This window comes from Zavarzinella formosa DSM 19928 (assembly GCF_000255705.1).
Taxonomy (GTDB): domain Bacteria; phylum Planctomycetota; class Planctomycetia; order Gemmatales; family Gemmataceae; genus Zavarzinella; species Zavarzinella formosa.
This window is the reverse complement of the sequence record NZ_JH636439.1, coordinates 1,205,350-1,227,352: the sequence shown is the minus strand read 5'-3', so window position 1 is coordinate 1,227,352 and position 22,003 is coordinate 1,205,350. Positions and strand designations below refer to the sequence as shown.

The following is a 22,003-nucleotide window of genomic DNA, read 5'->3' as shown; positions in this document are numbered from 1 at the left end:
AATTGTTTTAGAAACCGTCGCCGGAAAGGTCAAACGGAGAAGAGACGAAATTCAACGGAGTTCAATTGACTGATGCGATCTTGGATTCAGAGGCTTTTGATGCTGGCACCATGTTGAGCATCTGCGACGGGCAACGTTTTTGTGCGCACCAGCCAGAAACATAGCCCGATCAATCCGGCATTGATCACAAAGAAGGCGAGGAACACCAAGAAACCACCCCGGCCGAAAGCCTCTTCATGGACCGGATAAAGCGACTCAAATCGTTCTTTTCCAAGAGTGTGAATGCGAACCGCTTCCCGGCACACGGTCATTCCAACAAGGGTAAACGCCAGTCCCACACTGGTGACAACCAAGCCCGTGAAGGAAAATTGTTTCTGCCGAAGCAACCACACCCATCCCGCCACCTGAAGGACCAATCCCAAAATGGCGATGACGAAATATGGAATCGCAAGTGTCGAAACGAAGGCCGCGTTCACCGTGTCGCTTGTGACTTCGTGGTACCCGATGGCGGCCCCTGACACCAACAACAAGCCGACGAGAGCCACTTTTGCCAGCAAAGCCGGTCGGCCGTTTCCCCGATACCAGTGCTGCCACGCAAGAATGAGGCACATGGTCGGGATCGATCCAAATGCCCAGACAAGCAGTCGGGGAATCAATTGCGACTCAGAATAAACCTGCGAACGGGTGGCGTAAAACTCGCTCCAATAATTGGTGTCCCGAACACTCAGTAGATGATTCTCGGTCCACGAGTAACCCGTGAAGGCGACACAAACAAATGGCACGGACGAAATGACGGCAATGATCCAGTTCGCCCGCGATTTCAGCCAGTAAGATTTCAGCAAATACAGCGAGTAAAAGCCAACGATCAAGATTGGCAAAATGGCCATCCAGCGATTGAACAGCAAGAGATTGGCGGTGTAGTATTCTCGCTTGTACAAGATTTGCACGAACAACAACGGGGCGATGCCGGCGGTGATGGCCCCTGAAAGCATCAGCGGCAGCCAGTCTTTCAATATCCGCGTCGATTCAGAACGGGTATCGTTTCCTGCTCGCGGCCGGACAATCGCGATCCAACCACACCCGGCCAGCACATAGTTCATGAACGCGACATGGATCACCAGTGTCAGCACGTAGAAGAACAGGTAAAAACCGGTGGCGAATGGCAGCCCGAAGGGGAAGACGGTCTCCATTATTTCCCCTCGCCTTGCTTGAGGTGGCGGGGTCGCACCAAGTTCGGTTCCGTGCCGGCCTCATTTAGCCATGTGTGAATTCGATCAAGGATCAATTTTGATCGCCCCGCTTCTCCGAGCGAATCCGGCCAGTCTTGGGGTCGGCCATTTTGAATCCATTCGATGTATTGAACCAAACCTTCCAGTTCTTCTGGCGTGCCCGCGAAGGGGGGCATGAACGCCTTGAGTTTCTGGAGCTTGGCGAAGTTCTGACGTTTCATGTCCGCATCCCATCCCGTTGTCAGATGAGGGAGGGCGTTGACCCCCGCCAGCGTGTGACACACACTACACTGTTGCCGGAAAACGAGGGCTCCGGTCTTCAAACGAGGATGCGGAGCACCGTCCAGCACAGGAAGATCTTTCTCATTCCTCAGCGGATACGGATCAACCGAGGTCAAACCTTTCACTCGTAGTTTGGCGACCTCCTCCGGTCTCACGGAATTGGAATACAACACATCCCGCAACGTAAACGGCTTACGCACGCCCTCCCGGACAAACTCGCCACCGGCCGTGGCGGCGAACGCCAGGACACACAACACCGTTGCCGTCGCCCCGTTGATGTACAACCGGCGGCGCACCAATCCGATGATCGCATACCCGCCGACGATACTCGAAGCCGCGACCGAGATGGTCAGGAGCATGGTCATGGCCATCGACCCGCCCATAATCCAACCTTGACTCTCGGGCGGCATGGCGCCGACAAACCAAAGACCAAGCAACGGCATCAACGCCATTGGCGTCATGAGCAAAGCTGCCCGATAAATCAGTTCAGCTCGCTCTTCTCGGGTAAACCCGGAGGCCATATTGATTGCGACCATCGCGACCAACGTGCCCACGACGAGAGCGGCAATGGTTCGGTAAATGAGCGACGGGAAAAAAGTGGGATTGAAGAATCCATGCCAGATCGACCGCGTTTCCAACCAAACGCCCGGCGTGAGTTGGAAGGAGAGGATGCCATTAATCCAAAACAAACTCATCCAAGCGGCGAACGAGTAGAGGGCGAGAAGAGTGAGTTTCGCCTGATCGGTTAAACGGGAGCCGTACCGATAGGCACAATATCCAGCAACGACCTCCAGACAGAAGAATGTCCATTCCACGGCCCACAGCCAGTGAAACTCATCAATCATCTGCCCGATGGTCACCGGGCTGACTTGTATGCTGGTAAACCACATCCCGACACCCGTCAGCGCGCCGGTGACGAAACTGATTAGCACCAATGTCCGGAAATACCCTTCCATGAACCGCCGGGCCGGGGGACATCTCCCGGTCATCGCCAGCCATTGAAAATAGGTGAGGAGCAAACCTCCGCCGATGGCGAAATGGGCCGTGAAAACGTGGAAGATTCCGAGTCCGCCGATGCTCAGCCCTTTCATCAAAGGGCCGAAATCATTCACCGGATACAGAATGGCTTCATTCATGAGAAAGAGTGCCGTGCGTCGGGATTTACCAACACGGTTGAATTCAGGATTCGCCCTGCGTTTCTAACCGCTATTGGATGGCTTCGACAACAATCTTTCCATCTCAATGGGAATTCACATCCCACATCATTTGCGATTTCATTCGACTGGAATCAACATTGTCGCCGGGTTTTCCAAGTGGCGTTTGACGACGTTACCGAATGTCGCCCCGACCGACCCGTCAACGACACGGTGATCGAAGGAAAACGAGAGATACATGATCTCGGAGGGTCGAAGTTGGTCATGTTCGTCGTAGACGGGGCGTTTCACCACTTTGCCGATGCCGATGATGCCCACCTCGGGGTGGTTGATGATCGGCGTGGAGATCAACCCGCCGATGTTCCCGATGGAGGTGACGGTGAATGTCCCACCCTTCAGGTCTTCCAGCCGAATCTTGCCGTTTTTGGCATCCGTGCTGAGCTTTTCGATTTCCTTGGCGATTGCAAACACATCTTTCTTGTCCGCGTCATGAATCACCGGAACGACCAACCCCGTGGGTGTCGCCACGGCAATTCCCACGTTGTAACGATCATGCAGAACGATCTCTTCCGCATCGTCATCCAAGGAAGCGTTGACGAATGGCACTTCCTTCAGACCCAGCGTGACGGCCTTGATGACAAACGCAAGATAGGTGAGCTTCACCCCTGCTTTCGCGCACGGATCACGCAGGGATTGACGAAGCCGGACCATGTCGGTCACATCGCATTCATCCATGTAGGAATAATGCGGAATGCGTCTGATCGCATCCACAAGATGATGGGCGATTCGCCGGCGAAGCCCGGCGAGTTTGATCCGTGTTCCGGGCCGGCCAACATCGAGTTTGGGGGTTGGAGACGCCGTCTTCACGGAATTCTCCACCGGTCTGTTAATCAACGGCGTCAGGTCATCAATGAGAATGCGACCACTTGGACCGCTCCCGCGAACCATTCCCAGATCAATGCCGAGTTTGCGGGCCAGATGCCGCACCGAGGGAGCCGCGACCGGCAGATGATTTTCAGCCCGTGGCGAATGACCGTTGGATTGACTGACGGCCGCCACCGGGGCCAGAGGACTAAAGACCGTTCCCCCGTTGCCTTCGGAGATGCGAACGGGTTCCGGTTTCGCGCCGATCAATTCGTAACCCAACACCGCGTCGCCGACTTTGAGTTTCTGCCCCGGTTCGCCGCTCAGCCGGGTGATTTTTCCGGCAAAAGGAGACGGCACCTCCATCGTGGCCTTGTCCGTCATCACTTCCAAGAGAGGCTGGCTGCGTTTGACGGTGTCGCCAATCGCCACCAGCCAACGGACCAACTCGGCCTCGTAAACGCCTTCGCCCAATTCGGGAAGCGGGAAGTCCATGAGAATGCTCCACGTTTGGCGGTTGTCTGTTCTGGGTTATGCCGGGTCCGTGGCAAGGGCAAGCAGGGCCGACCGAATGTGGTCGGGCTGCGGCACGCTATTGCTTTCATAAACAGGATTCAGTCCGATTCCCGGCAAATGCTTTCCCTGGACTAACCGGGGCCGGACCAGCAAATCGTAAAAATGTTCCTCGACAATCCGGCGAAGAAGGTGTTCGCCAAAATTGGTCACTTCGGTGTCTTCATTGACGATCATCACGCGACCGGTTTTGCGAACGCTTCGGGCGATCATCGGCCAGTCGTAAGGGAACAGGCTTCGCAGGTCGATCACATCACACTCGATGCCGTGCGATTGTCGCAATTCATCGGCCACCTGAACACAAACCGGCAGAAGACGGCCGTAACTCAAGACAGTGGCCGTCGGCCCCTCTCTCATCAATTCGCCCGAGCCGAACGGAACGAAATATTCGCGGACGTCCGGCCAGTCCGGCTGCCAATTGCTGCGATCCCCCACCGGAGCGTCAATGCGGCGGCTCAGTTCGGCCGGATCGCTTGGTTCGCCGGGTATTAGTTTGTCGCCTTTCACCCGAAGGAGGGCTTTCGGCAGCAACACCATCACCGGGTTGGGATCGACGATGGCCGAGAGCATGAGGCCATAAGCGTCAAGGGCATCCGACGGCATGGCGATCTTCCAACCCGCCAGCCGGGTGGCCTGGCTTTCGTAAGAATGCGAGTGGTAGATGCTTCCCCGGATGCCGGCGCCGGTGGGGACCATCATCACGATGGGCATTTCATAGGCCCCGGCGCTCGACCAGCGGAGATTTCCGGCGACTTTCAACATATCGATCATGTTGAAGGCATAATCACAGAATTGAATCTCGAAGACAGGCTTGGCCCCGGCCAAGGCGAGGCCCATCGCCGCGCCGACGATTCCACGTTCATCGAGAGGGGTGTTCCAAGCCGTTTTCAAGCCTTGGGTGGCTGTGAAGACGCCCCCGAGAGGCGGGCCGACATCTTCGCCGAAGATGTCAGTCACCCCCAAATGGGTCTCCCCGTAATGAAGGGCCAACCGGACGGCCTGGACGAGTGTTGCCATGATTCCGCACCGGGTAAGAGAAGCCGACCCGATCAAATTCTATCGGGGCAGGCCGGTGTAATCATCGGGGTAAATCGCATCCACGGGACTGGGCGCGTATGTGTGTTTTTCGACATCTGATGGCAGCGGGCGCGGTTCAGTGGCCACTTGCTCCGCGGCGGCATCAGCCTCCTCGGCCGCGTCATGCCTGATCATCTCAGCCAGTTCACGATGCAGAATGCCCGAGCCGATCAATTGATCTTCAAAAATCTTCACGACATCCGGCTCGCCCCCCACACGGGCGGCCCCGCTGGATGAGGAATGACCGTGCAACCGTGAAACCGCCGCTTCAAGCATATACGGCCTCCGGGAGCGCCGGCAGTAATTGAAGGCTCTCTCCAAGGCACGCCAAGTGGCCACGGGGTCGTTGCCATTCACATTGTCCGAACGGATTCCAAAGGGGGTGGCCCGATCCGAGATGTGTTCCTCGGAATGCTGCGTATGAGCCGGGGTTGATATGCCGTAACCGTTGTTGGTGACCAGCATCAGCACGGGAACTTCCTGCCCCGGCCGCGACGCCCAGATCATGCAACTGGAAAAATCCCCTTGGGCGGTTCCCGCATCGCCGCCAACCGCCACCGACACGCCGTCGCTCTCAAAGCGCTTTTGGACCATCGCCGTGCCAATGGCCATCGTGTATTGCACTTCGATGACGCTTGTCACCGGCACCACATTCCACGCGGCGATGGCGTAATGACCGACAAAGTTTCGGCCCATCGAATGACGATCCGTGGCGGTCATCGCCATTTGCCGCATGTGATCGACCATCGGCATCCCCATCGCCAGCAACAACCCGGCGTTGCGGTAATGCAAATGGAGATAGTCAAACGCCGGTCCTTGCCCTTTTTTAATCATCAAGCCGAGGCAAACATTGACGGCTTCTTCACCAGGACCGCCCACCCAGAAGTACCCTTCGCCGGATTTGGACATTTTGATGGTGCGTTCTTCCAATGCCCGCGTTCGCACCATCAAACGGTAAATTTCGAGACAACGCTCCGCATCGAGGATTTCCCCGCCGCTCTCCACGAAACGAGATGGCTTGACGCCATACGCCACAGATCGTTCTTCATCGTCTCGATGGTTCGGGGGAATGTCAGAGGCGGGCATCCTCCACCCTCCTGAAACTGGTGTCTGGCAATGAATTATACATCGGTGTTCCACGAACAATGATCTTCAGCCAAGCCATCTTGAATGTTTTCCTCAAGAATCAGGGGACATCATACCAGCGGTGCATCATTTGTGACCCCCAATATCGATATCCTCATCCCGCCTAAAAATTATTGCAGGACAAACACTTGAACGATGATTGAGCGGAAACTTGTCTTTCGGGAAGCCGGAAAGGCTCCGGATGGCTTGCACAATCGCCAAATCTGGCATACGCTGCACAAACCTCCCTGTCGTACCCCACCGGATTTCTGCCTTCCATGACTGATATCTTCCTGCTTGGCGGTCCGTTGGACGAGACAAAGTTTGCCCCGGCCACCCGAGGGATGCTTCAAGCCGCCGTGCAGGCGACCATCGACACTCGTTGGGAAACCATTCGTTCACCGCATCTCTTCATGGGAATGCTGGCCGAACCCGATGGCATGATTTCCACTTGGTGCGAATCACTGGAAACAACGCCCGAGAAATTACGCCGCCAGTTCAGCAGGCTGTTCTTCCAGCCATCTGATGAAATTCCCTTCGTGCGGCTCCACCGCGAATTTTGCTCGACAAACACTCTTGAGATCATTCGGGCCGCCGGACGACGGGCGGTTGAGCAACGTCAGCAGTTGATTCGACCTTCGGATCTGTTTTGGACCCTTCTTGCGGATGATGGTTGCGTGGCCGCGTGCTTTCGTGAAAGCGGTTACTCGGCCTCGGTCCTTCGGGTGATGTTGGGAGCCGCCGAGGCCGATCTGGCCCGCCGGGTGGCCTCCCAAACTGTCTAACCGTCAAAATCCCCCCAATCCGTGGAAGTGTTCGCCCGTTTCGCGGCTTCGACAAGCCCGAAACGGGTTTGTTCGTTTTACAATGGCTTATGGTTCGTTCTGACACGGAGAAACCCATGAGCGTTCGTCTCTCCCTGATTGCGATGTTCACCGGCAGTCTGTTGCTCACCGGGTGTGGTCGCTCGCTGTGTCATCGGGATTCCCCGCCGCGCGGCTACGGGTCCGGCGGTCCGGGTTACACCATCCCGCCCCAGAATCTCCCGGACAGCCCGCCGCCACCGCTTCCGCCTGTTCCCCGCGCCCGGTCAAACAGCGGGGGTGCGGAGTTGCTGTTGCCCGAATCGATGGGACCGGCGGCCAAATCCAAATCCGAGTATTTCGATTCCTCCAGTGCGGCCCCCTCGGCTCCTCCTCCGAAGGCGAAGGAGTCGATCAACCCGGATCCACCGGTTTCGGCCATTCTGAAGCCGCAAAAACCAATCGCTGTTGGCATCGCGGGATTTGCCAAGGTGAAGGACGGCGTCAGCACCGGATTGCGGCCTGAGATCGAGGGCTTGGACTGGCTCAAATCCAAAGGCTACAAGACGGTGGTTTACCTGCGAACCCCCACCGATGACGACACGACGGATAGACGGCAGGCCGAGAAGAGGGAATTAAAGTTCGTGAGCTGGGAAATCACGCCGGAAGGTTTTGGCAAGGCGTTCGTTGACGAGTTCAACCAGTTGATCGGCGACACCGAGGCTCGCCCGGTGTTTGTCTACGCGCGGGATGGCAATTTCGCCGCCTCGGTTTGGTATTTGCATTTGCGGACGGCTGAATTTCTCACCCACGAAGAGGCCCGTCTCCGGGCTTCGCAACTTGGCTTGGTTAATGAGCAGAACGAGTATTTCCGGGCGGCCGTGAAACATCTCACTCCCTGATTGCCCTCTTTCAACCCGCCAGCAAGTTCATTTCAGCGAGATGGATTTCTTTCCGCTTCAGCAATTCGGCCGCTCGCAGTCCGACCAACTCCGGCTTTTCCTGCCGAAGAATATCGATCAGTCTCGTGTGATCGGCGATCAAATAGGGAAGCAGCTTTCTCACGTCGAAGTAATTGAAGTTCGTGTAGACAGACGGAAAACCGCCAAGAGACGGCACCACAACGCGGGCTTCCGACAACTGACCGGCCATTTCCTCCATCAGTTGCCCTTCATCATCAGCCATCTTTCTCACCCGTTCCGCAAGCGGCCGGTCGGCTCGCCCGGCGTAGGGGGTTGCCTGCCGGATGTATTGGAGGAGGGAAAGCCCTTCTCGGCGATATGTTTCTCGAAGCATGGCGGGATCAAGGGGCGAAGTCATTGTTCTTGGCTCATTTCCAAACGCTTCTGTTTGGCGGATTTATGTTGGAAAGATTTCGCCGCCATGATTCCCTGTTCCGTCAACGGGTTCCACCAGCCCCCCAAGGCGATCACTCCTCCGACCAACACACTCAAAATCACCCGGCCCCCGAACGGAACGCTCAGGGGGGCTTTCGCCTCTTCGCCCGTGTCGAGGAACATGCGGCGAACCACCCCGAGATAATACCCCGCGCTGAGGGCGGTGTTGATTGCGGCCAACGCCAGCAAGCCGGTGTAAAGCCACGAAAATACGCCAATCTCACCGTGTTGATACCGATGCGCGTTCTCAAAAAGGTGGGCAAACACTTGAAACTTGGCCGCAAACCCGGCGAGGGGCGGCAAACCCAGCAAACTGAGCATGAAAACCGTCATGCTTAAGGCCAACACGGGAGAGCGTTTGGCCAGCCCGTCGAATGTGTCGAGTTCTTCGGAGCCAGTTTGGTTGCGGACAAACGCCACCACGGCGAAGGCCCCGAGATTCATGCACAAATAACTGGCGATGTAATACACAAGCGGGGGCACGGCTCGATAATCGAACACGGTGAGCGTCATCATCATCAACCCGGCATGGGCGATGGTCGAATAGGCGAGCATTCTTTTGACGTTCGTTTGTCCGAATGCCGCAAGGTTCCCCCAAGTCATGGTGACGCCGGCGATGATCGCCCAAAGGACCGCCAAGGCATTCGTATGGGAAACTCCGGTTCCCCCGAGATAGTAAATCAACCGGGCGGCGAGGGCCAAAGAAGCGGCTTTTGACGCGACCGACAAAAACGCCCCGACTTCGGCGGCGGCTCCGGTGAACACATCCGGGCACCAGAAATGGAACGGCACGGCCGAGAGTTTGAAGAGAATCCCGCCAAAAATGAGCAATACCCCGGCAAAGGCCGACAACGAGATTTGGGTTCTCGAATAGCTGATTTGCCCGGCGATCTCCTCCATGTCCCCGGTGCCGAAAGTGCCCGCCACCAGACTAATGCCGTAAAGCATCGTCCCCGAAGCGGCGGCCCCGAAAACAACGTACTTCAGAGCCGCCTCGCTGGAGGGGCGTCGCCCCTTGAGAAAACCGGCGAGAGCATAAGAAGGAACGCTGGCCATCTCGACCGCGATGAAGACCATCAATAAATGACGGGCCGATGTCATCAGCATCAGCCCGATCGTGGCTCCGATCATTAGCGTGAAAAAGTCGGCCGCGTCCTCGCGGTCCGGGATTTTGGTCAACACCCCCAACGGAATGGCCAACAGCAAATACGCCAGCAAGGCCACGCGAACGGAGAGACCGAAACGATCAATCAGCAGCATGCCGCCAAAGGTGACCGTTCCCCCGTGGGTCGGCAGATCGGTTCTCAGGGCGAACACTAATGCCGTTCCGACGGCCGCCAGGGCAACCGGAGCAAGGGGGATGGTTTTGGTGGAAAACAGCAGCCGCAACAGCAATAGAAAGGGAATGGTTCCGCAAAGGATGAGTTCGGGGATGAACAGAGACAGATCGCGGGTCAAGTCGGCTGTGAGTCGCTCCAACGTCGCCGCAATTGGGAACATGCCAGTCTCGCTAAACAGTCATCCCGCGAGCAGTTGATTTAGGGAAGCGAGGCCATCCCGACGAACAATCCCCGCGTTTCTCGCGGTTTCAGACCCGTTCAATCAAGGTTTGCGTCCGGATGATGGCCAGATCTTGCGGAAAAGTGTGAAAAGCATTGACCACCAGACACCCCGGCCGGGCGTCGGCCGTGACATATCCCAACGGTGAAAGGGCAAAACGGTGGCCGGGGTAAAACAGGTGCAAAAACCCCCGTTTTTGGCCATCGGTCAGCAACTCATCATGCAGTCGGTGGAATAGCTTCGCGGAGACAACCTCCGTCTGGGAACTCATTTGATAACTGATGATCGTGGAGGCTCGAAAAGCATCCGAATGTTCGCCTTGGAGTTTGTGACGCCACACCCTGCCCCGGTCGGGCAAATCCTGGCCGCGGGCGGCGGTCATTTCCGTCAGCACCAGTTCCGGCGTCTCCCAAGTGATGACATGCCCCTCCGGGGTGATGCGGATGGTCAGTTTGTAGTCGTCTTTTCGCACCGTCCGCGTAGCGAGCGTCTCGAAGAGTTCCGGGTGGAGGGGCCGGCAAAAGAGATGGAGCGAAACGGCCTCCATGGGTGGTCGATGGATCGAAGCGTTCATGACTTCACGGCGACACGTTCGCCCCTTCCGCAGTGGTCTTGCTGCGCGAATTATAACTTGGTCACGCCGGAGAACAACCCGGATTTGCGCTGCCTGAAACTTTACACATTGAACACCCTAAAAAGAAAAGGGAGGCGGAAAAACCCATGAAAACATGGAGGAATTTCAAATTTGGACACATTGGACACCCGGAAAAACGAAGCAATAGGGGCTTCTGAATCGCCATTTTCGTCAAAAAGGGCCTCCGCAATGTCCAAGAACGCCGAAAACCCGTGACAACTTGTGTCACGGGTTTTCGGCGTTCTTGGATTGAGTCAAGCGAATTATCGCTTGCTGTCGTCCTTGACGGCTGGCTTCACGTCCGGCGTCGGCCCGAGATTGGGCTTGGCTTCGACCTTCGGGACCGGCTTCACTTCGACCTTCGGCACCGGCTTCACTTCCGGTTTCACTTCCGGCTTGGCTTCGACCTTCGGCACCGGCTTCACTTCCGGTTTCGGCATGGGAACCGGCATCGGCATGGGGACCGGCTTCACTTCCGGCTTCGGCATGGGAACCGGCATCGGGACCGGTTGCACCACCGGAGGAGCGGTCACAATTGTCGCAGGCGGGCAAACGTCACAAACCGGAGCGGCCACGACGGGCGCGCAAGGTTCGGGACAGGGGGCCGGCTTGTGGCAAAGCTTGTCCAGACAGGCGTGCAGTTTGTCTCTCAGGCCAAGTCCGCCGCAAAGGCCATGACTGCCAACGCATCCGCCGCCGCACGAATACACGACGACCGGCTTCGGGCAACAAAAATGCGAAGCCGGGACGGCGGGCGTTCCGGCCATGGCGGCAACCAACACGATACTGTACATTCGATCAGACCTCCAAAGGTGAACAAGATGGTTTCGGGCTAACACACCGTTCCGAACATGCTTCGTTTTGAAGATTTTTTTGGTCCCCATAATTGGTAAGGGATCAAATCAGATCATCCGAAAACTGAGGAAGGTTCGGGTAAGCGATTCAGGCGGGGTACTTACGGTGTTTGCATCGAATAGGAGAAATAGTAAAAGCTGTCGGTTATGCTGTCAATACCAGAACTGACGGTCAGCCATGAATTTACGACTATTACCTCGCCGGGAAAGTTTTTCGTTGAGAAAGCAATAGTTGCTTCAAGCCAGTGTTTACAGTTAAGTTTCCAACGGCTGAACTCTCCAACGTGTTCAAGCAATGGAAGAGCATCCCGCCGGATCTGATTGTGGAATCCCTTCGAGAACCGGTCAATCCTTGTCTCTGGCACGAGAGGGTTCTCACGCTCTTCCCATTCAACGGTCGATAAGGAAGAATCGAACACCGTCAGGAGTCAGCCATGTCGGACCACCCGTTCGCCCCGCCGGAGACCCAAGAACCCCCCTGCTCTCTTCAACGGGTTCTCGTCACCGGGGGAATTGGCGTGGTGTTTACGATCACCGCTTTTGTCCTCGGCATCGCCTCGGGGGCGCCTTCCCGAACATTCGATCCCCATTGGATGGACGGTCCTCGCGTCATTCTGGCGGCCATCGGAGTTGTTCTGGCCGGTTCGGCCGTGAGCATGAGACCGAGGGACTGGTTGAGCTGGCTCCCCCTCGGGGTGGCCGGGTTGCTTTGTTACGGGGTTGGCACACAACCGCCGGAAGAAATCAAGTGGATGGTGCTCAAACCCATCCGAACTTGGTACGGGGCGGTGCCAAATTCTTGGGATTCGGTTCAGTTGCTTGGCGGGGTCATCGGCGTGGTGGCTTTCATCGCCGCCGGTTTCACCAAGCTGCCCATCCGGGCCGTCTTGGTTCTGACGTTTGCCCTAATGGCCTTTTATGTGTCGGGCGTCATTACTTCCATCCTCTCCCCCCCGGCCACGCCGGTCTTGGTGGAGGAATACTGGCGGCAGTTCTCCCGGTATCACAGCCAGTTTCTTTACATCAACAACGCCTATCACTTTTATTCGCCGGAGCCGGGGCCGCCGAGCGAGCTTTGGATTTGCCTGAAATACGAACCGCTTGAAGGGGAACCCTCCAAGCCGGATGAGATTGAGAATGATCCGGACACGGAATGGGTGAGCTTGCCCCGGCGAAACCGGGATTCCATGGACCCGTTGCGATTGTCCTTTTATCGCCGAATCGCCCTGATTGATGTGGTGGCCCAGATTCAACTGAATTATACCCCCCTCTTCCCCGAGGAACTCCAGAAGACGAACACACGCCGATTGGCGGATTTGGGGAGAATTCCCAAGGGGAGCATCCCGGACAACGCGCAATTCCTCCCGCCACAGGATTTCGTCATCCGGAACACGCTCCCCTCGTATGCGATGCATTTTGCCAAGAGATATGGCAGGCCCGGCCGAAAGGTCGCCTCCGTGAAAATCTATCGCGCCTTGCACGAAGTTCTGACGATGGAGCGATTTCGCACGATGAACATGCCGACCATGAATTTGACCAACCCCGGTGCGTTCAAATGGCATGAAGATCATCCCGTTGTGGGAAAACCCTATCGCCTCAGCCCGTACTATCCGACGCTTTACAATCCTTATTTCCAAGGGGAATTTGACACCAACGGGAAGTTGATGAACCCGACCGATCCCGAGTTGTACTGGATGATACCCATTTTGGATTTGAAAACATACGAGCCGAATGACAAGCCGGTCATGAAGTCGGAATACGACCGGTACTTCACCGATTATGTGTCAGTGCATGCAGGCAGCAAACGGCCCAAGGAGTGACCATGCGACGGATTGCAAACGGAATCATCGGCGCAGTGGGGCGGTTTCTCTTCGCGCCGACCGATCCCTCCCCGCTCGGATTCATGCGGATCATGACCGGGATTTTGGTTTTGTACAGCACGTTTGCCTACAGCTTCGACCTCAAGTGGCTGATGGGACCGGATGCGTTTTCCAACCAAGACATGGAAAACCAGGCGAGACGGGAACGGTCTTATGTGAGTTTCCCGGTCAGTTGGGAAGTCTTCGAGCCAACGGTCAAGCTGGAGGATGCCCCCCACCGCCGGGAAGCGGCGATCGAGTTCATGAGGGGATTGCCGGAATCGATTGAGGACCGGAAACAAAAGCTTCAATTTTTGGCCCGGGTGGTCGGGCTTCCTTATGAGGAACAACAATCGAGCTTTTTCCTCCCCAATTCCGTCGCCCGTCTGGCGACCGAAGCCGAGTTCAACCGGGTGACGAAGGCGCTGGAATCATCCGATCCGAAGATGGCCGATTCTCCGGTGACGTTTCCTCCATTCGTCTGGAAGATGTCCGTTCCGGAACGGCTGGCGTTTTGGCGTGAAATCCGAACCTTCACCGACTTGCTGCCTGTCGATCCGCTCAAACAAGAAATCGTGCTTTCCTGGTTGAGTTATTATCCGTTCGACTCGCGAAAGGATCTTGTCCGGTTTCTCGCGGGAGATTTGCGCAAAACGCCCGGAAAACAACCCGAATGGTCGCCCGATCCAAACGGGGCTTCATCCAAAACTTCCGGAAGGCAATCCGAGTTTTCTGAAGCTCCCGAGAACGAGCCGCTCAAACCGGGCGAAAAACAGTTCGGGTTGCCGGCCAATCCGGAAGTGCGGCAGGAATTCCTCCGCTATTTGGACCAGTGGGGAATGGACCCCCGGCAATTCGAGATGAAGTCCACTCCGATTTTCTCGGCCTACTTTCATCTGAAGAACCCGTTGTCCATGTGGACCTTCCACATGATGGTCATGTGCATTGCCATCATGTTCACCGTGGGCTTATACACCCGGACGATGGGCGTGTTGTTGTATCTCACCAGCCTGTCGTACATCCATCGTTCGGGCAATCACATGTTCGGGCAGGATACGATGCAAACCATCCTGCTCGCCTACCTGATGATTGGACCAAGCGGCGCCACCTTTTCCCTCGACGCCCTGCGGAAGCGCTATCGTGCCAGCCGGGCCTTGATGGCCGCCGGAGGCAAGCCGGTGCCGTGGGCCGAGAATGTGATGAACGGGCCGCAACCCTCATGGCAGGCCAATTTCGTTCTCCGGCTTTTTCAAATGCACTACGGGGTGATTTACCTGGCCTCCGGAGCCTCGAAGCTCAAGGGGAATGCCTGGTGGAATCACAATGCCGGGTGGATGACGCTGGCGAACCCCGATTTCGGGCTCGTGCCATACCCCATCTACGAAAACGCGTTGCATTGGCTGGCCGATCACCGCATGCTGGCGTTGCTATTCACCGGCTTCAGCATTGTCTTTACCATCGGGCTGGAAGTCAGCTTCATCTTTTTGGTGTGGACAAGGGCGAGGCCGGTGATGGTGGTGTGGTCGCTGTTATTCCACACATCCATTGCGGTGTTTATGGGACTTTGTGTGTTCGCCATGAACATGTTTGTCCTGCTGCTCTGCTATTTCCCGGCGAAGCTGATCCGTGAGCGAATCGGGGTTCTTCCCGGCACGGGCGACCGCCTGACAGTGCGATACAACGACCAGGCCGCAAGCCAGACGCGCCGGATCGCCATTTTGCGGGCACTCGATTTGGCGGGCCAGATCACCTTCGTGCAAGATCCGACCGCCAAGTCAGTGACCCTGACCGATCCGCGAGGCAACAAATCGGCCGGCAATGCCGTGCTTGGTGACAGTCTGACATATCTGGCGCTGACGAAACCGGTGAGTTGGATTCTTCGATTGATGTCGCCGAAAAATGAATCCTACGACACCCCGTCGACCTCCCTGCCATTCGCATCGGGGCTTTTCTTCGGGGGAATCGCGGTCGCCCTTTGCGGAATCTTCGGGCTGACTCTTGCTTATGTTGACAACAACGGGAACCGGCCGGAAATGCCGCTGATGCTGGTTTGCGTGTCAGCCATCATCGCGGGATCGGCCATGAAACTGGGCGGCCTGCGATCATTGATCTTCAAAGGCGCCTTGTGATCGTCACATCAATTTGAGCGATTCGGCTTGCAGACCCTCCGCGAGGTATCGCACCACGCGGGGGGCCATTGTGTCGTAATACGACCACGAATGCCCGCACACGGCCGTTCCGAAGTCAATCACATGCGGCAATCCCAGCGCGGCCAGTTTTTCGTGAAGCCGTTCGTTGCCGCGCCGCCAGAAACTATCCGGGGAACATCCCAGCCAAAGATAGGGGGGCACATCGTACCCGCGCAAGTGCAGCACCGGAGTATCTTGCCGGACATGTTCCTTCGTGGCATACATTGTGTCGAGGGAGGTTCCCCGGCCATGCAGTTCTTGCAGATCGACGGTCCCTTCAATGCTGGCAACCGCACGAAATTCCTTGGGGAACTTGAACCCCAACCGCAAAGCCCCCTGTCCTCCGGCCCCAAGGCCGATTAGCCCAAACGGAGACAACGCTCGTTGTTGCCGAACTCTCGGCGCCACTTGAGTCATCAGCCACGATTGCGGTGTGATGTCTTCGGAAAAGCCCGGCGCCGGGCGGTCGGCCCACCATGAATCGCCTGTTTTCAAAACATAGACGGAGAGTTGAAAATCTTCAAACAGGCGTTCCCAGACAGGATTTTCACGAGGTGATTGGTCATCCCAATCCGTGAGGAACAGAACAGGAAAACGAAACGGGCGGGACGGAAGAAAGATCTCCGCATCCCGCCCGGCGATGGTCTCGGTGGTCCACATCACTTCTTTTCGGCGTCAGCCAGTTTTTGTTCGATGATCTTCTTGCGTTCCTTCTCCCGGCGGGAGAGGTTGTCTTGCTTGAGGGCATCCTTCCAAATCTTGACGGCATCGGCCTTTTCACCAAGCGCCATGTGAACATCGGCCAGGTGGTCGAGAATTTCGATGTGCTTGCCGTCTTCCAATTTGGTCGCGGTGAGGAGTTCTTTCTTGGCGTCGGCATATTTCTTCTGCTTGAAAAGCACCCAACCGAGGCTGTCGAGATAAGCGGCGTTGTCCACGTCCTCGTCCTTGGGGAGATCCTCGATTTTCTTGCGTTGTTCGCGATCCTTTTCGATGGCCTTGCGAATCAGCTTTTCGGCCTCGTCCACCTTCATGTCGTGATCGGCCCAGACGAATCCGAGGTCATTCATATACGTAGGATTGTCCGGGTCTTCTTTCATCAGGATTTCGAGTTGCTCGGCGCTCTTGTCGATCTGCTTGAGTTCGACGTAAATGTTGCTCAGGCCATAGCGGATTCGCTTGATGAACATCTCCCGCTGGGCTTCCTCCAACCGCTTGTTGTTCTTGAGCCGGTCGATGGTCTGGAGGTACGAGTCGGCGGCGTCGCCATACTTTTCGGCTTCACGGTACACTTCGGCCTTGAGCCGGACGAAGTACCAGCCGCCTTTGTCCTTCTCGATCAGGTTGTCGGCGATCTTCAACGCCTCGTCGATCTTGCCTTTGCGGGCGGTGGCGAGAACCAGCTTTTCGAGGATGAAAGGCTTCATCTGGTTGATCGGGCTTTCCACGTCATCCACCTGGATGTCGAGGAATTCCTGACAGGCCCGGATCGCCTCGTCAAATTTCTTGTTCTGGGAGTACAAGTCGATCATGTTGTCGAACACGTCGATGATCTTGCTGGCGCTCCCCAGCTTGGTGGCGTCGTCGGCGCAGAGCTTGTAGAAGATCTCGGCCGTCGGCACATCCTTCAGGCCTTGGGCCGCTCTCGCCAGGATGAAGCAAGCGTTGAACTTCAGGGGCTTCTTCTCGTCCTTGGCCATCTTGACGGCTTCGACGAGAAGTTTTTTGGTTGTTTCCTTGTCCTTCATGAGTTCAAACAACCGGGCGCTCATCGCGGTGGTGCCGGTCACTTGATTGAGTTTCAGCGCTTTTTCACGAAGGTCATCATCCGCTGAAAACGCGAACGATCCCGTGGTCAGCAACACAAGGGTGGCCGCCAGACACACCCGGAGGGGGGCCCGATCCATGAACATCTCCCGAAAAATAGTCTTCAAACTCGGCTTGTGCGGCGCATCTTAGCGAGTTTGCCCAATCGATGCCATGCGAACTTTTCGTCGATTATCCAATGTGTTCTTGAATGTCTCGGGAGGCCATGTTACCCTGCATCCGACATTTTGTCCGTCATTTTCTTCTCGTTTGAGGATGTCATCATGTCGAAACGCCGGGGCTTTACCCTAATCGAGTTATTGGTGGTCATCGCCATCATTGCGATCCTGATTGGATTGTTGTTGCCCGCCGTTCAGAAAATCCGCGAGGCCGCCAATCGAATGAAGTGCAGTAATAATCTCAAGCAGATCGGCTTGGGACTGCATAATTATCACGATGTGAGTTCACGGTTTCCCGTGGGTTACTCCCTTGGGGGAAACAATTCTTTGTTACCTCCGGGCGAACCCTTGCAGGCGTGGCCGGTGATTATCCTGCCGTACATCGAACAGGGAAACAATCCGGCCTACACCGGCGGGACAGTCGCTCCCGTGTCGATTTATTTGTGCCCGAGTCGTCGGAACACCAGCGTGGGCGCCAGGATTGATTATGGCACCGTTCACTCGGCCGCGTGGGACAACAATCACCGAGGACCGGGGCAGGCTTCCGCGGCCGGGGTGACCGGGTGGTACACGATCATGGGAGGCTGGTGCAGTTCCCAAGGGCGATGGCCCGTTGGTTTCACACTCGGAACCATCACCAACGGAACCTCAAACACGGGCTTGGTGTGCCACCGGGGCTTGAAACCCTCGCTCTACACCACCGGCGGAGTAAACGACATGCTGTTTGACGCACTAACCGGCGGAGACAGCGGGAATCAGCCGTGGTGGACGAACCGATCATGGATCGGCATCCAAGGGGACTCCAACACCGCGACATTTAACAACGTTGCCAGCGGACTGACGCTGGATTCCAATTACACCCAAGGAAGCAACCACACGGGGGTCAGCCCGACCTCCTGCGCGGACGGCTCGGTTCGCAACATCCGGTTTACCGTGGATATGAACTATTTTTGCGGCTTCTGGAACGCCAACAGCGGCGTGACGGGCAATGTGGATTGATGGGTCCTTGCGGGCGAGGCGAACATGAATTCGCCTCGCCCGTCATTTCATTTCACAGCGTTGGGCCGATGCTCCACGGGGCGAATTCTTCCTCGCCCACATCGTTCAGTTCGCTCTTGGTTTTCTCGCCGCTGGCCACGGAAAGAATCTTCTCGAAGATCTCCCGGCCAACCTCTTCCACCGGTACGCCGTCAAGCACCTTCCCGGCGTCGATGTCCATGTCGCCGAGCATGTGATTGTACAAGGGGCTGTTTGTGGCCACTTTAATGGACGGGGACGGTTTGCAACCGAACACCGAACCGCGACCGGTGGTGAACACCAACACGTTGGCCCCGCCGGCCACGATACCGGTCATGCTCACCGGGTCGTAACCGGGGGTGTCCATCACGACGAAGCCCTTGGCGGTCACCGGTTCGGCATAGTGGACCACGTCCACCATCGCCGTGGTGCCGGACTTGGCGATGGCCCCGAGCGATTTTTCGTAAATCGTCGTGAGGCCGCCTTCTTTGTTCCCGACGGAGGGATTGTTGTTGATCTCGACGCCGAAAATGCCGGTGTACCATTCCCACCACTTGATGCGTTCGACCAGTTTTTCGCCGACGGGCTGGTTGATCGCCCGGCGGGTGAGGAGGTGTTCGGCCCCGTAAATTTCAGGAGTTTCCCCGAGAATCGACGTGCCCCCCTGCTGGACAATCAAGTCACTGGCCACGCCCAACGCCGGGTTGGCGGTCACGCCGCTATTCCCGTCCGACCCGCCGCAGTTTGTCCCAAGCATGATGTGTTTGGCGGGGAGTTCCACCCGGCGAAACTCATTGACGACCGGCAACATCGCCGTGACTGCTTTGACACCAGCATCGACCGTTTTGGCGATCCCGCCGGTTTCCTGAATGTTCAGCACGAGAGGTTGCTGCCGGGGAATCCCGAGGGTCACCAGTTCCAGATGCTCGCCATTGACCAAGTGCATCGCCTGACCGGTTTCGCACCCGAGGCCGATCAGAATATACGCGGCGACGTTCGGATGCCGGGCGAACCCGGCCAGCGTCCGGTCGAGTTGCTTGTGGTCGGACCCGTCGTAAGCCATCGCGCAGCCATGCTTGTGAACAATCGGAACGACACCGTCCACGTTTGGATAATTCTTGAGGATGCCGCTCGATTTGATCCGTTCGGCCACATACTTGCTGGTGGCGGCCGAGCAATTCACCGTGCTGATGATCGCGATGAAGTTTCGGGTGCCGTATCGCTGGTGGGCGGCCCGCTCCGGTCCCCGGTCAAACCCCATAAAGGTGCGATTTTGGGAAGGCGGTCCGGGGGGTTCCGGGATCTCCGTGCTGTAGGCGTAATCCCGCTGGAAGGTTCCGAGTTTGACGTTGTGAACGTGGACGTGTTCCCCCGTGGCGATGTTCTTGGCCGCGAACCCGATGATCTGGCCGTACTTGAGAATCGGATCGCCTTCCTTGATCGGCTGGACGGCAAACTTGTGCCCGAGTTTCACCTGACCGGGAACAACAACGGGCCGGCCGTCGATCTGGACTTCCGTCCCGGCGGGGATCGGCTTGGCCGCGACGGCGATGTTGTCTTGGGGACGCAAATGGACGGCGAGAGTTTTCAGCGGAATCACCGGCATCGGGGTACTTTCCTGAATGGCTCGGGGGAAACACAAGAGATGATTTTAGTTTACAAGATTGGCGAACGGCATGGAACGCAAACGGGGCAACCTTCAAGAGGTTGCCCCGTCAAATGGCTGGTGAATAAAAGCGATCAACCCTGCGGCTTTGAGATGTCGATCACCAAATCTTCGCCCCCGGCGATGTCCCGCACGACCTGCGTTTTGTCCATGCTGAATTTTCCACCGAACGGATCGCTGGCCACAGGCAGGCCGGAGGTGAGGAAAATCGCAATTTTATACTTGCCCGGTTTGATGCCGTTCACTTCAAATGTGCCCGCCTGAGCATTCACTTGAGCTGTCACCACATCTCCGTTTCCCTCGGCCAAGATAAACTTGATCTGGATCGGAGACGAATTGGGGGCATTGGCGAGCGGCGGGGCGGACACTCCCTTGGGGTACTTGATCTTGCTTTCATCGAAAGACCACGGATTGCCCTTGTCGACCAGCTTTCCCCGCAGGGATACTTTGGGGGTGTTGTCCTTTTTCTCGTCGCCGCAACCAACGACGAAAAAACAAACGAAACTCGCCGCCAGCATTAGCACCGGCTGAGAACGTGCAATGTGCATTGGGATACCGATCAAAAATTGGACGCACGGAGCCATCAACGAAACCGGACATCGCTCAAGACCGAGCGATGTCCGTCAAAAAATGCCGACCTGCTCACAAATCATTTCCCAAATTCTCGCCACCGGCGCGAGAACCGAGGGCGGCAAAGGTGGTTTGGCTGACGCTAAATCGCACGAATCGAACGGAGCCGTCGCTCAAACCAACGTTCAACCCGCCCGTGTGGGAAGAGCCGAAACGCTGTTGTCCGTCCCCGCCGGCGGGAGTGTTCACGTCGGCAATCGGTGTGATGTTGGTGTAACGGACCGTGTCGTGATCCCACCCGGAGGTGTACCCTTCGTTGTCATCACCCTGAAAACTTCCCAAAAACGCCCGGTTCAACATCTTTTCGCCAAGAACAAGCGTGTTGCTCAGGCCATCGGTGATGGCCGCGAAATTGTAACCGACGTAACCGTAGGCCACCGGACCGGTTTGCTCCAGATTGCCGGCGGCATAGTCCGTCATCCCGTGGGTGTTGGCTGATGCCGGGCCATACCAATTGGCCCCAGAAATCGCCTGCGGAGCACGTCGGGAGGGACAAAACATCGTTTTAATCTTGGCCCCCATCGCATTGGACTGGCAATCATCCGTTGTCGCGCCGCCGCCACCCTTCCAAACGGCGTCTTGCTCAATGTAAGGCAGAATTTGGAAGCCCCAGCCAGCCAACTGCTGATCGAGAGTGGCCGGTTGGCCAACCGCCAAGAAGGTTGGGGGATTGGACCAAGTCGTCCCTCCGCTTGGGAGGCGGCCAAGGGTGTCATGGTGACCGTGGAAGGCCAAACCCATCTGCTTGAGATTGTTGGAGCAGCTCATCCGGTTGGCGGCTTCCCGAATCTTCTGCACGGCGGGGAGAAGCAGGCCAATCAAAATCGCGATGATGGCGATGACGACGAGCAACTCAATGAGAGTAAAACCTCTGCGACCGCGAATTTGCGGCAAAGAATACGGCACCATTTTTGGACTCCAAAATTACTTTCAAATGACGTGAAAAAGAAATGAAAGTAAAATTAGGGTAACAAGAATGTTACAATAAATCCACCGCAAAATGCCCGAATTGGAGCAGTTTTTGCCCGGAATAGTTTCAGAAATGGCAAGAATTTGTCAAAAAAATCGACTCAAAATAAACGCCGAAATTTTTGTTCGGCATCAA

19 protein-coding genes are annotated in these 22,003 nt (G+C 56.6%); 5 read left to right on the top strand and 14 right to left on the bottom strand.

What is annotated here, in order from left to right:
* Nucleotides 1-86 precede the first annotated feature (86 nt).
* The 5 genes from BGIM_RS0105830 to BGIM_RS0105810 all read right to left on the bottom strand — a co-directional run bounded on the left by BGIM_RS0105830 (nt 87) and on the right by BGIM_RS0105810 (nt 6,265).
* Nucleotides 87-1,190: a hypothetical protein gene (locus tag BGIM_RS0105830; RefSeq protein WP_020468860.1), complete on the bottom strand. Its 1,104-nt coding sequence runs from the start codon at nt 1,188-1,190 to the stop codon at nt 87-89.
* On the bottom strand, nt 1,190-2,647 hold the full coding sequence (locus tag BGIM_RS48880) for a c-type cytochrome (RefSeq protein ID WP_052639680.1): 1,458 nt from the start codon (nt 2,645-2,647) through the stop codon (nt 1,190-1,192). Before BGIM_RS48880 ends, BGIM_RS0105830 begins: the two co-directional genes overlap by 1 nt.
* Nucleotides 2,648-2,785: 138 nt before the next feature.
* Nucleotides 2,786-4,024 carry a dihydrolipoamide acetyltransferase family protein gene (locus tag BGIM_RS0105820; protein WP_020468859.1) on the bottom strand — a complete coding sequence of 413 codons (1,239 nt, stop codon included), beginning with the start codon at nt 4,022-4,024 and terminating at the stop codon, nt 2,786-2,788.
* A 36-nt stretch (nt 4,025-4,060) separates the two neighbouring features.
* The gene (locus BGIM_RS0105815) at nt 4,061-5,119 is read right to left on the bottom strand and encodes an alpha-ketoacid dehydrogenase subunit beta (RefSeq protein WP_020468858.1); all 1,059 of its coding nucleotides are present in this window, start codon (nt 5,117-5,119) and stop codon (nt 4,061-4,063) included.
* Between the two features lie 39 nt (nt 5,120-5,158).
* Nucleotides 5,159-6,265 carry a thiamine pyrophosphate-dependent dehydrogenase E1 component subunit alpha gene (locus BGIM_RS0105810; RefSeq protein ID WP_020468857.1) on the bottom strand — a complete coding sequence of 369 codons (1,107 nt, stop codon included), beginning with the start codon at nt 6,263-6,265 and terminating at the stop codon, nt 5,159-5,161.
* Between the two features lie 317 nt (nt 6,266-6,582).
* Between BGIM_RS0105810 and BGIM_RS0105805 the strand changes: the two genes are divergently transcribed.
* Both BGIM_RS0105805 and BGIM_RS0105800 read left to right on the top strand, forming a co-directional pair.
* Nucleotides 6,583-7,089 (top strand): Clp protease N-terminal domain-containing protein, encoded by a 507-nt coding sequence (locus tag BGIM_RS0105805; RefSeq protein ID WP_020468856.1) that lies wholly within the window; start codon nt 6,583-6,585, stop codon nt 7,087-7,089.
* 116 nt (nt 7,090-7,205) lie between these two features.
* Nucleotides 7,206-8,009 carry a fused DSP-PTPase phosphatase/NAD kinase-like protein gene (locus tag BGIM_RS0105800; RefSeq protein ID WP_020468855.1) on the top strand — a complete coding sequence of 268 codons (804 nt, stop codon included), beginning with the start codon at nt 7,206-7,208 and terminating at the stop codon, nt 8,007-8,009.
* 10 nt (nt 8,010-8,019) lie between these two features.
* Here the strand turns inward: BGIM_RS0105800 and BGIM_RS0105795 are convergent, their stop codons facing one another.
* From BGIM_RS0105795 to BGIM_RS62520, 4 genes are all read right to left on the bottom strand, one after another.
* Complete coding sequence (locus BGIM_RS0105795) at nt 8,020-8,427, bottom strand: hypothetical protein (RefSeq protein WP_020468854.1); 408 nt, start codon at nt 8,425-8,427, stop codon at nt 8,020-8,022.
* On the bottom strand, nt 8,424-10,004 hold the full coding sequence (locus BGIM_RS48875; RefSeq protein ID WP_020468853.1) for an NADH-quinone oxidoreductase subunit N: 1,581 nt from the start codon (nt 10,002-10,004) through the stop codon (nt 8,424-8,426). The genes BGIM_RS0105795 and BGIM_RS48875 overlap by 4 nt, the downstream gene beginning before the upstream one ends.
* Nucleotides 10,005-10,092: 88 nt before the next feature.
* Complete coding sequence (locus BGIM_RS0105785) at nt 10,093-10,638, bottom strand: DUF2617 family protein (protein ID WP_020468852.1); 546 nt, start codon at nt 10,636-10,638, stop codon at nt 10,093-10,095.
* Between the two features lie 323 nt (nt 10,639-10,961).
* Nucleotides 10,962-11,492, bottom strand: a complete 531-nt coding sequence (locus BGIM_RS62520) for a hypothetical protein (RefSeq protein WP_020468851.1) — start codon at nt 11,490-11,492, stop codon at nt 10,962-10,964.
* 494 nt (nt 11,493-11,986) lie between these two features.
* Here BGIM_RS62520 and BGIM_RS0105775 point away from each other — a divergent pair, with 494 nt between their 5' ends.
* Nucleotides 11,987-13,372: a magnesium transporter gene (locus BGIM_RS0105775; protein ID WP_020468850.1), complete on the top strand. Its 1,386-nt coding sequence runs from the start codon at nt 11,987-11,989 to the stop codon at nt 13,370-13,372.
* A gap of 2 nt (nt 13,373-13,374) precedes the next feature.
* The gene (locus BGIM_RS57010) at nt 13,375-15,540 is read left to right on the top strand and encodes an HTTM domain-containing protein (protein WP_020468849.1); all 2,166 of its coding nucleotides are present in this window, start codon (nt 13,375-13,377) and stop codon (nt 15,538-15,540) included.
* Nucleotides 15,541-15,543: 3 nt separating this feature from the next.
* Here the strand turns inward: BGIM_RS57010 and BGIM_RS0105765 are convergent, their stop codons facing one another.
* On the bottom strand, nt 15,544-16,260 hold the full coding sequence (locus BGIM_RS0105765; protein WP_020468848.1) for a hypothetical protein: 717 nt from the start codon (nt 16,258-16,260) through the stop codon (nt 15,544-15,546).
* Nucleotides 16,260-17,507: a tetratricopeptide repeat protein gene (locus tag BGIM_RS0105760; protein ID WP_162136222.1), complete on the bottom strand. Its 1,248-nt coding sequence runs from the start codon at nt 17,505-17,507 to the stop codon at nt 16,260-16,262. The genes BGIM_RS0105765 and BGIM_RS0105760 overlap by 1 nt, the downstream gene beginning before the upstream one ends.
* 183 nt (nt 17,508-17,690) lie before the next feature.
* On the opposite strand from BGIM_RS0105760, the gene BGIM_RS66960 reads away from it, so the two are divergent.
* The gene (locus BGIM_RS66960) at nt 17,691-18,584 is read left to right on the top strand and encodes a DUF1559 family PulG-like putative transporter (protein WP_086026090.1); all 894 of its coding nucleotides are present in this window, start codon (nt 17,691-17,693) and stop codon (nt 18,582-18,584) included.
* 52 nt (nt 18,585-18,636) lie between these two features.
* Here BGIM_RS66960 and BGIM_RS0105750 read toward each other — a convergent pair whose 3' ends face one another.
* The 3 genes from BGIM_RS0105750 to BGIM_RS0105740 form a co-directional block, all read right to left on the bottom strand.
* Entirely contained in the window at nt 18,637-20,208 is a 1,572-nt protein-coding gene (locus BGIM_RS0105750; protein WP_020468845.1) for a UxaA family hydrolase, read from the bottom strand.
* Nucleotides 20,209-20,342: 134 nt separating this feature from the next.
* Nucleotides 20,343-20,816, bottom strand: a complete 474-nt coding sequence (locus BGIM_RS0105745; protein ID WP_157368629.1) for a hypothetical protein — start codon at nt 20,814-20,816, stop codon at nt 20,343-20,345.
* A 94-nt stretch (nt 20,817-20,910) separates the two neighbouring features.
* On the bottom strand, nt 20,911-21,807 hold the full coding sequence (locus BGIM_RS0105740; RefSeq protein WP_020468843.1) for a DUF1559 domain-containing protein: 897 nt from the start codon (nt 21,805-21,807) through the stop codon (nt 20,911-20,913).
* Nucleotides 21,808-22,003: the final 196 nt, after the last annotated feature.

Coding starts and splice junctions, on each gene's coding strand:
- BGIM_RS0105810 (WP_020468857.1), bottom strand. CDS start 6,265: ATGCCCGCCTCTGACATTCCCCCGAACCATCGAGACGATGAAGAACGA.
- BGIM_RS66960 (WP_086026090.1), top strand. CDS start 17,691: ATGTCGAAACGCCGGGGCTTTACCCTAATCGAGTTATTGGTGGTCATC.
- BGIM_RS0105740 (WP_020468843.1), bottom strand. CDS start 21,807: ATGGTGCCGTATTCTTTGCCGCAAATTCGCGGTCGCAGAGGTTTTACT.
- BGIM_RS57010 (WP_020468849.1), top strand. CDS start 13,375: ATGCGACGGATTGCAAACGGAATCATCGGCGCAGTGGGGCGGTTTCTC.
- BGIM_RS62520 (WP_020468851.1), bottom strand. CDS start 11,492: ATGTACAGTATCGTGTTGGTTGCCGCCATGGCCGGAACGCCCGCCGTC.
- BGIM_RS0105765 (WP_020468848.1), bottom strand. CDS start 16,260: ATGTGGACCACCGAGACCATCGCCGGGCGGGATGCGGAGATCTTTCTT.
- BGIM_RS0105775 (WP_020468850.1), top strand. CDS start 11,987: ATGTCGGACCACCCGTTCGCCCCGCCGGAGACCCAAGAACCCCCCTGC.
- BGIM_RS0105815 (WP_020468858.1), bottom strand. CDS start 5,119: ATGGCAACACTCGTCCAGGCCGTCCGGTTGGCCCTTCATTACGGGGAG.
- BGIM_RS0105760 (WP_162136222.1), bottom strand. CDS start 17,507: ATGGATCGGGCCCCCCTCCGGGTGTGTCTGGCGGCCACCCTTGTGTTG.
- BGIM_RS0105820 (WP_020468859.1), bottom strand. CDS start 4,024: ATGGACTTCCCGCTTCCCGAATTGGGCGAAGGCGTTTACGAGGCCGAG.
- BGIM_RS0105800 (WP_020468855.1), top strand. CDS start 7,206: ATGAGCGTTCGTCTCTCCCTGATTGCGATGTTCACCGGCAGTCTGTTG.
- BGIM_RS48880 (WP_052639680.1), bottom strand. CDS start 2,647: ATGAATGAAGCCATTCTGTATCCGGTGAATGATTTCGGCCCTTTGATG.
- BGIM_RS0105830 (WP_020468860.1), bottom strand. CDS start 1,190: ATGGAGACCGTCTTCCCCTTCGGGCTGCCATTCGCCACCGGTTTTTAC.
- BGIM_RS48875 (WP_020468853.1), bottom strand. CDS start 10,004: ATGTTCCCAATTGCGGCGACGTTGGAGCGACTCACAGCCGACTTGACC.
- BGIM_RS0105750 (WP_020468845.1), bottom strand. CDS start 20,208: ATGCCGGTGATTCCGCTGAAAACTCTCGCCGTCCATTTGCGTCCCCAA.
- BGIM_RS0105795 (WP_020468854.1), bottom strand. CDS start 8,427: ATGACTTCGCCCCTTGATCCCGCCATGCTTCGAGAAACATATCGCCGA.
- BGIM_RS0105785 (WP_020468852.1), bottom strand. CDS start 10,638: ATGAACGCTTCGATCCATCGACCACCCATGGAGGCCGTTTCGCTCCAT.
- BGIM_RS0105805 (WP_020468856.1), top strand. CDS start 6,583: ATGACTGATATCTTCCTGCTTGGCGGTCCGTTGGACGAGACAAAGTTT.
- BGIM_RS0105745 (WP_157368629.1), bottom strand. CDS start 20,816: ATGCACATTGCACGTTCTCAGCCGGTGCTAATGCTGGCGGCGAGTTTC.